Genomic DNA, 11,225 nt, shown 5'->3' with positions numbered 1-11,225 from the left:
CCGCCCCCCCGGACCGACGGCCCGCTCCCTCTTCGCGGAGGGGAGCGGGCCGTCAGCACGTGCGCGGGAGGGGACGGGGGGCGGGGCGTCGGTCGGGCCGTCAGGCGGCCAGGTCGGTGCGGAGCGCTCCGAGGAGCGCGGCCAGCCCCGTCCGGTCCTTCGCCGCGCCGTAGACGTAGAAGTCCGGCCGGACCAGCACCGCGACCGCCCCGCTCTCGGCCAGGTACGGCAGGTACACCCCGTCGGTGTCACCGACCGAGCCCGCCGGGGGCTCCTCGTCGGTGGCCGCGAGCACCCTCACCGCGTGGCCGCCGAGGGCGTCCAGCCAGGCGCGGTCCGCGGCGGTGAGCAGACTCTCCGGCGGCTCGGTGGTGAGCAGCACGAAGCCGCGCCCCACCACGTCGTCGAAGAGCCCGGCGGGCCGGCCTGCCGCCGTCACGCGCCCCTGGACGACCAGGTCGCCGGCCGGCCCGCCACCGTGCCGCAGGCCCGCCGTGAGCGGCTGGACCGGCGTGCGCGGCCGGGCCGCGCCGACCTCCGCGCCGCGCCGGGCGCGCTCCTGGGCGGCCAGCATGACGGTGTCCCGGTCGCGGGCCGCGGCCGGGTCGGCCTGGCAGATGACCCGGCCCAGGTCCATCGACATGGTGAGCGCGTGGCGCACGTGCTCGCGCCGCTCGGCGGTGTAGCTGTCGAGCAGCCCCTCGGCGGCCCGGCCGGTGAGCACCAGGTCCAGCTTCCAGGCGAGGTTGGCGGCGTCGCGGAAGCCGGAGCACATGCCCTGCCCGGCGAACGGCGGCATCAGGTGGGCGGCGTCCCCGGCGATCAGCACCCGGCCGCGCCGCCACCGGTCCGCGTAGCGCGCCTGGAAGGTGTAGACGGCGTGCCGCAGCAGGGTGGCGTTGCCGGGGTCGATGTCGAACAGCGAGAGCAGCTTCCAGACGTTGGCCTCACCGCCGAACTCCTCGGGCGACTCGTGGTCGAGCCGCATGAACTCCCAGCGCCGGTGGCCCGGCCCGGCGGAGACCGCGGTGCGCGGCCGCGCCGGGTCGCAGACCTGGAGGTTGTTGGGGACGAACTCCCGGCCGTCGTGCGGGACGACGTCGCAGGTCAGCCAGTCGTTGAAGAACGCGAAGTCGGTGGCGGTCAGCCCGGCCTCCTCGCGCACCACGCTGTTGGCGCCGTCGCAGCCGATCACCCAGCGGGCGGTGAGCGGGCCGCCCGACGGGCCGGTCTCCGGTCCCTCGACCGTGAGCGTGACGGCGTCGCCCCGGTCGGCGAGCGCCGTCACCCGGTGACCGCGCAGGACGCGCAGCGTGGGGTACCGCTCGCCGTGGGCGGACAGCGCGGCCTCCAGGCCCGGCTGGTAGACGGCGCTGGAGTCGGGCCAGCCGGAGCGGCCGGCGTCCTCGACGTCGACCCGGAAGAGGGTCCGGCCGTCGGCGTTGTGCCAGACGTAGTCCCGGGAGGACTCGACGTGCTCGTCCAGGGCCGCGCCCACGCCGGTGGCGGCGAGGATGCGGGCGGACTCGCCGTCGAAGGAGACCGCTCGCGGCATCGGGTAGGGCCGGGGGAAGCGCTCCAGGACGGTGACCCGGTGGCCGCGGGAGGCCAGCAGCAGGGCGGCGGTCTGGCCGACCGGCCCGTAGCCGACGATCGCGATGTCGGTGTCGGTGTCGGTGTCGGTGTCGGTGTCGGTCGCGTTCTCGGTCGCGTTCTCGGTCGCGTTCTCGGAGTCGGTGCTCATGCGGTGGCCCCGTCCTTCCGCAGGATCTCGGCGAGCACCCGGGCGTGCTCCTCCGGGTCGGCCAGGCCGCGCAGCCGCTCGGTACCGTCCTCGACGACGACCAGACGGGTGCCGATCAGGATCCGCTGGCCGCCCTCGAAGGCCCGGCCGCGCACCACGATGCCGGAACCGGCCAGGGCCCGGGCGAACCGGTCCAGCTCCGGCGAGGGGACCAGCCAGTCCGCGAAGGCGCGCGGCCGCGAGTGGAACCGGTAGACGGCGCGCCAGTCGCCGACCCGGCCCCGGCGCTCCACCACGTGGTGGCCGGTGTCCGCGCGCACGACCCGGAAGTCGGTGCCGAACTGCGGCTGCACCTCGTCGGCCACCACCCGCAGCGGCTCCAGGTAGGACGGGCCGACGAAGCCGACGTCGACCAGCCAGAGGTCACCGTCCAGCCGGACGAAGCCGAGGACGTGCTCCAGGTCCGGCCCGAAGCTGTCGTCGACCTGGCGGATCCCGGCCGAGAACAGCCCGGTCTCGTAACCGAGTTCGCGCAGCAGCGCGAGGAAGAGCCCGTTCAGTTCGTAGCAGACACCGCCCCGGCCGCCGAGCACGACGGCGTCGAACACGGCGTCGACGTCGATGTCGACGCCCGCCCACAGGGACTCGCCGCGGGCGGTGTTGAGCGACGAGTCGTAGGGGACGGCGATCAGGTGGCGCCGGTGCAGCTCGCGCAGGGTGTCGGCGTTGGGGTCGAGCGGGCCGTCGTAGCCGAGGGCCTCGAGGTAGGCGGTGGTGTCGAACACTGCGGTCACTTCCCTTCGGTCCGCTGCTCGGCGGCTCCGGTCGGCGCGGGCACGGTCTCGGCGGTTCCGGTGTCACCGTCCCCCGCAACGTGGTCCCCGGTCTCGTCGAGCAGGGAGAGGAGGTAACCGGCGAGCCGCTCCGGGGTGGGCTGGTCGAAGGCGAGCAGGGCGGGCAGTTCGAGCCCGGTGACGGTCTGGAGGCGGTTGCGCAGTTCGACGGCGGTCAGCGACACGAAGCCGATGTCGAAGAAGACGGCGTCCGCCCCGATCTCTCCGGTGTCCTCGTGCCCGAGAACGGCCGCGACCTCCGTGCGGATGACGTCGACCAGCACGGCCGGGCGCTCCCCCGGCTCGGCGTCCGCCAGTCGGCGGGCGAGGACGGCGCCGGGCGCCTCCTCGACGATGGTGTCGGGCTCGGTCTCGATGGCCATCGGGAAATCTCCTGCGGGGGTGGTCGTCACGGGCACCGACTCCAGCCAGTAGTGCCGGTGCTGGAAGGGGTAGGTGGGCAGGTCGGAGGCAGGGAGGGGGCCGGCGCCCGCGTAGGAGGCCGACCAGTCGACCTCCACGCCACGGACGTGAAGTGCGGCGGCCGAGAGCAGGACGCGGTCCCAGCCGCCCTCGTCGCGCCGCAGGGTGCCGGTGACGACCGCGTCGCGCACGGAGGCCGCCTCCAGGGCCTCGACGATGCCGTGCGCGAGCACGGGGTGCGCGCTGACCTCGACGAACGCCCGGTACTCGGCGGCGGCGAGGGTGTCGACGGCGTCGGCGAAACGCACGGTCCGCCGCAGGTTGCGGTACCAGTACCCCGCGTCCAGCTCCGGACCTTCCAACCAACGGTTCTCGACCGTCGACAGGAACGGGACGACAGCCGGCTGCGGCCTCACCGAACCCAGCAGCTCGGCGAGTTCGGCCTCGATCGACTCCACGTGCGCGGTGTGCGAGGCGTAGTCCACCGGGATCCGCCGCAACCGCACACCCTGCTCCTCGAAGGCGGCCACCAGAGTGTCCAGGCCCGCCGGGTCACCGGCCACCACCACCGAGGACGGACCGTTCACGGCCGCGACCTCCACCCCGGCCGGAAGCCGGTCGGCCACCCGGGCGAGCGACAGCCCCACCGACACCATCCCGCCCCGACCCGCCAGACCCCGCGCGATGGCCTGCGACCGCAACGCCACCACCGCCGCGGCGTCCTCCAGGGAAAGGATCCCCGCGACATGAGCCGCAGCGATCTCCCCCTGCGAATGACCGACCACCGCGTCCGGCACCACACCCAGCGACTCCCACAACCGCGCCAGCGCCACGTTCACCGCGAACGACACCGGCTGCACCACATCCACCCGCTCCAACGAAGCGGACCCCGGCACCTGATTCACCACATCCGACAACGACCAGTCGGTATAGGGCTCCAACGCCTTGCCGACCTCACCGAGCGCCCCCGCGAACACCACCGACTCCGCCAGCAGCCGCCGACCCATCCCCACCCACTGCGAACCCTGACCCGGGAAGACCAGCACGGTCTGGCCGGTGACGTCCGCCGTGCCCGTGACCAGGGCGGGCGAGGCGGCGTCGCCCGCGAGCGCGGCCAGGCCGGTGCGGTGACCGTCGAGCGTGTCCGCCACAACGACGGCGCGGTGCGCCAGCAGGGTCCGGGCCTCGGCCAGCGCGCGGGCCGCGTCGGCGGGTGCCGGGCCGCGCGCCTCGGTGTAGTCGAGCAGCCGCTCCGCCTGGGCGCGCAGGGCGCCGACGGAAGCGGCGGACACCAGCCAGGGAACGGCACCGGCCTCGGGGGCACCGGGCTCGGCACCGGGCTCGGCCGCAGGTGTCTGCGGCTCCGCGGCGGGCGCCTCCTCGAGGATGACGTGGGCGTTGGTGCCGCTCACCCCGAAGGCCGACACCGCCGCCCGACGCGGTCGGTCGGCCGCCGGCCACGGCCGGGCCTCCGTCAGCAGCCGTACCTCCCCCGCCGACCAGTCGACCTGAGTCGTCGGCGCGTCCACGTGGAGGGTCTTCGGCAGCACGCCGTGCCGCAGCGCCTCCACCATCTTGATCACACCGGCAACACCGGCGGCGGCCTGGGTGTGACCGATGTTGGACTTCAACGACCCCAGCCACAACGGCTGTTCGGCGGACCTCCCCCGTCCGTAGGTGGCCAGCACCGCCTGCGCCTCGATCGGGTCGCCGAGCGGGGTGCCGGTGCCGTGCGCCTCGACTGCGTCGACGTCGGCGGCCGTCAGCCGGGCGTTGGCGAGCGCGGCCCGGATCACCCGCTGCTGGGCGGGCCCGTTGGGCGCGGTGAGGCCGTTGGAGGCGCCGTCCTGGTTGACGGCCGAACCCCGGACCACCGCCAGCACCTCGTGCCCCAGCCGCCGCGCGTCCGACAGCCGCTCAAGGACGAGGACGGCCACGCCCTCCGCCCAGCCGGTGCCGTCGGCCGCGTCCGCGAAGGCCTTGCATCGCCCGTCGGTCGCCAGACCGCGCTGCCGGGAGAACTCCACGAACGGCGAGGGCTGGGACATCACCGCGACCCCGCCGGCCAGCGCCAGCGTCGACTCGCCGCTGCGCAGCGACTGGGCTGCCAGGTGGACGGCGACCAGCGAGGAGGAGCAGGCGGTGTCGACGGTGATCGCGGGCCCCTCCAGGCCGAGCGTGTAGGCGACCCGGCCCGAGGCGACGGAGCCGGAGGTGCCGGTGGCGAGGAAGCCCTCGAGCCCGGCGGGCACACTGCGCAGACCGGTGGCGTAGTCGTGGTACATGACGCCGGAGAACACGCCGACTGCTGTGCCGCGCAGGCCCGCCGGGTCCAGGCCGGCCCGTTCCAGGGCTTCCCAGGAGGTCTCCAGCAGCAGCCGCTGCTGCGGGTCCATGGCGAGCGCCTCGCGCGGCGAGATCCCGAAGAAGGCGGCGTCGAAGTCGGCGGCGCCGTGCAGGAATCCGCCCTCGCGGACGTAGGAGCGGCCGGCCCGGTCCGGGTCGGGGTCGAAGAGTCCGTCGAGGTCCCAGCCGCGGTCCTCGGGGAACTCGCCCACGCCGTCGAGTCCGTCGGCGACCAGCCGCCACAGGTCGGCCGGGGAGGCGACGTCACCCGGCAGCCGGCAGGCCGTCCCGACGATGGCGATCGGCTCGCCGACTGCCGCCTCCAACGCGGCTTTCTCAGCTGCGAGTTGTTCATTGTCCTGGAGCGCGGCCCGCAGTGCCGCGACCAGTCTCGCCGTCTGGTCGGCGGCGGCCGCGCCGTCGTTGGTGGTGGTCATTTCAGCCTTTCCAAGGGTGCGCCGGCGCGGGTCGGTGAGCGCGGTGCGTCGGCTCGGTGGGTCAGTGCGGTTGGAGGGGCGGTTCAGCCGCGGCCACGAAGGGCGCGGGCGACGAGGCCGTCGATGTCCAGGTCCGCGATGGCAGGTCCGTCCACGGGCCCGGGTCCCGCGTCCGGTCCGGCGGCACGCGGCGCGGGGCTCACGACCGCCGGGCCCGCCGCCGGTTCCGGCAGCAGCTCGGACCGCAGGTGGCGGGCGAGGGCGAGCGGAGTCGGGTGGTCGAAGACCAGGGTCGCCGGGAGCCGGACGCCCGTCGCCCGGGCCAGCCGGTTGCGCAGCTGCACCGCGCCGAGCGAGTCGAACCCGGTCTCCTTGAAGGCCTGGGCGGCGGCGACGGCGTTCTTGGACGGGTGCCCGAGGACGGCGGCGGCGGCGGAGCGCACCAGGTCGAGGACCTCGCGGTGCTGCTCGCGCTCCGGCAGCGCGGCCAGCCGGGCGACGAAGTCCGCCGCGTGGTCGGCGGGCGCGCCGGTGGCGGCGGTGCGGCGGGGGGTGCGGACCAGGCCGCGCAGCAGCGGGTTCAGTTCGCCGCCCGCCGCCTGCTTGCGCAGGGCTTCGCGGTCCAGCCGGGTCGGCACCAGCAGCGCCTCCGGAGAACGCAGCGCGGCGTCGAACAGCGCGAGCGCCTCCTCCGTGGGCATGGCCGCCAGGCCGCCCCGGGCCAGCCGGGCCCGGTCGGCCTCACCCAGGTGACCGGTCAGACCGCTGGCCTGCGCCCACAGGCCCCAGGCCAGCGAGACCGCCGGCAGGCCGTGTGCGCTGCGCCACCCCGCCAACCCGTCCAGGAAACCGTTCGCCGACCCGTACAGGCTCTGCCCGGCACTGCCGAACACGCTCGCACCGGAGGAGAACAGGACGAAGGCGGTGAGGCCGAGGTCCTTCGTCGCCTCGTGCAGGTGCCAGGCCGCGTCCGCCTTCGGCGCGAACACCTGGTCCAGCCGCTCCGCGGACTGCCCCTCGAACACACCGTCGGCCAGCGCACCGGCGGTGTGCACCACCGCCGTCAACGGACGCTCCACCGGAACCCGCCGCACCAGCGCCTCCACCACCGAGCGGTCCGACACATCGGCCGCCACCACCTCCACCGACGCACCCAGCGCCGACAACTGCTCGACGAGCTCCGCCGCACCGGGCGACCCGGCGCCGCGACGGCTCACCAGAAGCAGGTGACGCACCCCGTGCGACTCCACCAGACGCCGGGCCACCAGACCGCCCAACGTCCCCGTGCCACCGGTCACCAGCACCGTCCCCGCCGGATCCAGCACCGGACCGGCCCCGGACGGGACCTCGGCGGACACTTCGGCACGCAGCAGACGCGGCACCACCACGGTCCCGTCGCGCCAGAGCGCCTGGGTCTCGCCGGACGCCAGCAGACCGCCCACCACCGACGGGTCGACCGCCGCAGTGGGGAAGCCCGCCCCTTCGCCACCGAGCAGCACGACCCGGCCGGGCTGCTCGTGCTGGACCGAACGGACCAGCCCCCACACCGCGTTGACCGCCGGGTCCGCGTCCGGGGGCCCGGTCACGACGGCCAGCGCCTCCCCGTTCCGAGCGGGATCGGTGAGTCCCCGGTGCAGGAACTCCGAGACCCGCCCGACCAGCGCCCGGGCGCCCTCGGGACCCTCGGGGCTCTCGGCCGTGCCCGCGGTCAGGTCGAGCACCGCCGGAGCGACGACACCGGCGGCGTCGGCGCGCAGGGCGAGAGGCGTCCAGCCCACCTGGTAGAGGTGGTCGGCCCCGGCCCCGCCGAGGCCGGCCAGCCGGTCGACCGGTACCTGCCGCAGCGACAGTGATCCGACCGAGGCCACCGGTCCGCCGGTCGGGTCGGTGAGGACGAGCGAGAACGCGTGCGGGCCGGTCTGCCGCGCGTGCACCCGCAGGGCGGTGGGACGCGTGGCGAAGAGCGCCACGTCGTTCCAGGCGAACGGCAGCAGGACGTGACCCGGCTCCGGCTCGGCGATGCCCAGGAAGTTGGTGGCCTGCAGAGCGGCGTCCAACAGCACCGGGTGGATGCCGAAGTCCTCGGCGGCCCGTCCGGCGGGCAGGGACACCTCGGCGTACACCTCGCCGTCGAGCCGCCGGACGGCCCGCAGCCCCTGGAACGCCGGACCGTAGCCGAAGCCGCGGTCGGCCAGCCGCTCGTAGAAGCCGTCCAGGTCGACCGGCTCCGCGCCGGCCGGCGGCCACGCCCCGGGGGCGACGGTGTGCGGCACCTGCTCGCCGCCGAGGAAGCCGGTGGCGTGCCTGGTCCAGGCACCGCCCTCGCCGTCCTCGGGGCGCGAGTACAGGGCGAACGGCCGCCGGCCGTCGGGGGCTTCGTCCTCCGGCGCGTCCACCCGCAGGTGCAGTTGCAGGGCGCCGCGCCCGGGAACGAGCAGCGGGGCCTCGATCACCAGCTCCTCGACGGTGGGCGTGCCCGCCTCGTCGCCGGCCTGCGCGGCCAGCTCCAGCAGCGCCGCCCCCGGGGCGAGGACGGTGCCGCCGACGGCGTGGTCCGCGAGCCACGGGTGGTCCTTCGGGTCGAGCCGTCCGGTGAGGAGCGCCCCGCCCTCGGGCAGTTGCACCACCGCGCCCAGCAGCGGGTGCCCGGCGGGCGCCAGTCCGGCGGCGCCCACGTCGGTGGCGGGGCGGGTCTCCAGCCAGTAGCGCCGGTGCTGGAAGGGGTAGGTGGGCAGGTCGGAGGCGGGGAGGAGGACGGCGTCCGCGAAGGCCGGGGACCAGTCGACGGGGATGCCGTGGACGTGGAGTTCGGCGGCGGCGAGCAGGACGCGGTCCCAGCCGCCGTCCTCGCGCCGCAGGGTCCCGGTGACGACCGTCGGCGCCTCGATCGCCTCCTCCAGGGCCTCGACGACGGCGTGCGCGAGCACCGGGTGCGCACTCACCTCCACGAACGCCCGGAAGCCCTCGCCCGCCAGCGTCCCGACGGCCTCGGCGAAACGCACGCTCTGCCGCAGGTTGCGGTACCAGTACCCCGCGTCCAGCTCCGGACCCTCCAACCAGCGGTTCTCGACCGTGGAGAGGAAAGGAACAGCGGCGGTCCGGGGCTCCACCGACTGCAGCAGCTCGGCGAGTTCCGCCTCGATCGACTCCACGTGCGCGGTGTGCGAGGCGTAGTCCACCGGGACCCGGCGCACCCGCACGCCGCGCTCCTCGAAGCCGGCCACCACGGTGTCCAGACCGGCCGGATCACCGGCGACGACGACCGAGGACGGACCGTTCACGGCCGCGACCTCCACGCCGTCCGGCAGCGTGCCGGTCACCTCGGCGAGCGGCAGCCCGATCGACACCATGCCGCCCCGTCCGGCCAGACCGCGGGCGATGGCCTGCGAGCGCAACGCCACCACCGCCGCCGCGTCCTCCAACGAAAGGATCCCGGCCACGTGCGCCGCCGCGATCTCCCCCTGCGAATGGCCGACCACCGCGTCCGGCACCACACCCAGCGACGCCCAGAGGCGGGCCAGCGCCACGTTCACCGCGAACGACACCGGCTGCACCACATCCACCCGCTCCAGCGAAGCGGCACCCGGCACCTGATTCACCACATCCGACAACGACCAGTCGGTATAGGGCTCCAGCGCCTCCGCGGCCTCCTCCAGGGCCCGCGCGAACACCGCCGACTCGGCCAGCAACCGCCGACCCATCCCCACCCACTGCGAACCCTGACCCGGGAACACGAACACCGACCGACCACCCACCTCCGCCCGACCGGAGACGACACCCGCCGCCTCCTCCCCCCGGGCCACCGCGTCCAGCGCCGCCGCCGAGTCCGCGCGGTCGGCGGCCACCACCACGGCGCGCTGCTCCAGTGCGGCCCTCGCGGTGACGAGGGTGCGGGCGGCACGGGACAGGGCGGTGTCCGGCTGCTCGGCCAGGAGCCGGCCCCAGGCACCGGCCTGGGCGCGCAGGGCGTCCTCGGAGGCGGCCGAGAGCACCAACGGCGTTGCGGTGGAAGCGGGTTCGGCGCCCGGCTGCGGTGCGTCGTCCCAGACCGGGGCCTGCTCCAGGATGACGTGGGCGTTGGTGCCGCTGACGCCGAAGGAGGAGACGGCCGCTCGACGCGGCCGGTCGACCTCGGGCCAGTCGCGGCGTTCCGTGAGCAGCGCGACCGCGCCCGAGTCCCAGTCGACCTTCGAGGTGGGCGTGTCGATGTGCAGGCTCTTCGGCAGTACGCCGTGCCGGAGCGCCTCGACCATCTTGATCACACCGGCCGCACCGGCGGCGGCCTGGGTGTGACCGATGTTGGACTTCAACGACCCCAGCCACAAAGGCTGTTCGGCCGGACGATCCTGCCCGTAGGTGGCCAGCACCGCCTGCGCCTCGATCGGGTCGCCCAACGACGTCCCCGTCCCGTGACCCTCCACCACGTCGACGTCCGCCGCCGTCAGCCGGGCACTGGCGAGAGCCGCCCGGATCACCCGCTCCTGCGAGGGACCGTTCGGAGCCGTCAGACCGTTGGAAGCACCGTCCTGGTTCACCGCCGAACCCCGCACCACCGCCAGCACCTCGTGCCCCAGCCGCCGCGCGTCCGACAGCCGCTCCAGCAGGAGGACGGCCACGCCCTCCGCCAGGCCCGTACCGTCGGCGGCGTCCGCGTACGCCTTGCAGCGGCTGTCGCGCGCCAGGCCGCGCTGGGTGGCGAAGTCGACGAAGACCTCCGGTGTGGCCATCACGGCGACCCCGCCGGCCAGGGCGAGCGTGCACTCGCCGTCGCGCAGCGCCTGCGCGGCCAGGTGCAGGGCCACCAGGGAGGAGGAGCAGGCGGTGTCCACCGTCACCGACGGACCTTCGAGACCGAGGGTGTAGGAGACCCGGCCCGAGGCGACCGAACCCGAGTTGCCGATCCCGAAGTATCCCTCCAGGCCCTCCGGGAGGTTGAGCACGTGGTGCGCGTAGTCGTGGTACATCAGCCCCGCGTAGACGCCGACCGGCTGCCCCTTGAGCGAGGTCGGGTCGATGCCGGCCCGCTCCAGGGCCTCCCAGGAGGTCTCCAGCAGCAGCCGCTGCTGCGGGTCCGTCGCCAGCGCCTCGCGCGGCGAGATCCCGAACAGCGCGGCGTCGAAGCCGCCCGGGTCGGCGAGGAAACCGCCCTCCTCGGCGTAGGTCCTACCGGCGGCGTCCGGGTCGGGGTCGTACAGGCCGTCCACGTCCCACCCCCGGTCGCGGGGGAACGGGGCCATGGCGTCGGCGCCGTCGTGGACCAGCCGCCACAGGTCGGCCGGGGAGGCGACGCCGCCGGGCAGCCGGCAGGCCATGCCGACGATGGCGATCGGCTCGCTGCGCCGGGCCTCGGCGTCGCGCAGGCGGCGCTTGGTCTGCTGGAGGTCGGCCGTGACGCGCTTGAGGTAGTCGCGCAGCTTGTCGTCGTTCGACATGGGGTTCTTC

The 11,225-nt window shown here is 75.0% G+C and carries 3 protein-coding genes and 1 pseudogene; all 4 read right to left on the bottom strand.

Features of this window, described 5'->3' with window-relative positions:
- Positions 1 to 100: 100 nt before the first annotated feature.
- On the bottom strand, positions 101 to 1,744 hold the full coding sequence (gene mhpA / locus BLU95_RS37410) for a bifunctional 3-(3-hydroxy-phenyl)propionate/3-hydroxycinnamic acid hydroxylase MhpA (RefSeq protein WP_093863912.1): 1,644 nt from the start codon (positions 1,742 to 1,744) through the stop codon (positions 101 to 103).
- Entirely contained in the window at positions 1,741 to 2,538 is a 798-nt protein-coding gene (locus BLU95_RS37405) for an arylamine N-acetyltransferase family protein (RefSeq protein ID WP_231978089.1), read from the bottom strand. Before BLU95_RS37405 ends, mhpA begins: the two co-directional genes overlap by 4 nt.
- Positions 2,535 to 5,723, bottom strand: a pseudogene (locus BLU95_RS37400) (type I polyketide synthase); the annotation flags it as partial. The gene BLU95_RS37405 and the pseudogene BLU95_RS37400, both read right to left, overlap by 4 nt.
- Positions 5,724 to 5,866: 143 nt before the next feature.
- Positions 5,867 to 11,215 carry a type I polyketide synthase gene (locus BLU95_RS37395; protein WP_093863909.1) on the bottom strand — a complete coding sequence of 1,783 codons (5,349 nt, stop codon included), beginning with the start codon at positions 11,213 to 11,215 and terminating at the stop codon, positions 5,867 to 5,869.
- Between the last annotated feature and the right edge of the window lie 10 nt (positions 11,216 to 11,225).

The sequence above is a fragment of the Streptomyces sp. TLI_053 genome, assembly GCF_900105395.1.
Classification (GTDB): Bacteria; Actinomycetota; Actinomycetes; order Streptomycetales; family Streptomycetaceae; genus Kitasatospora.
This window is presented reverse-complemented; position numbering and strand designations above follow the sequence as displayed.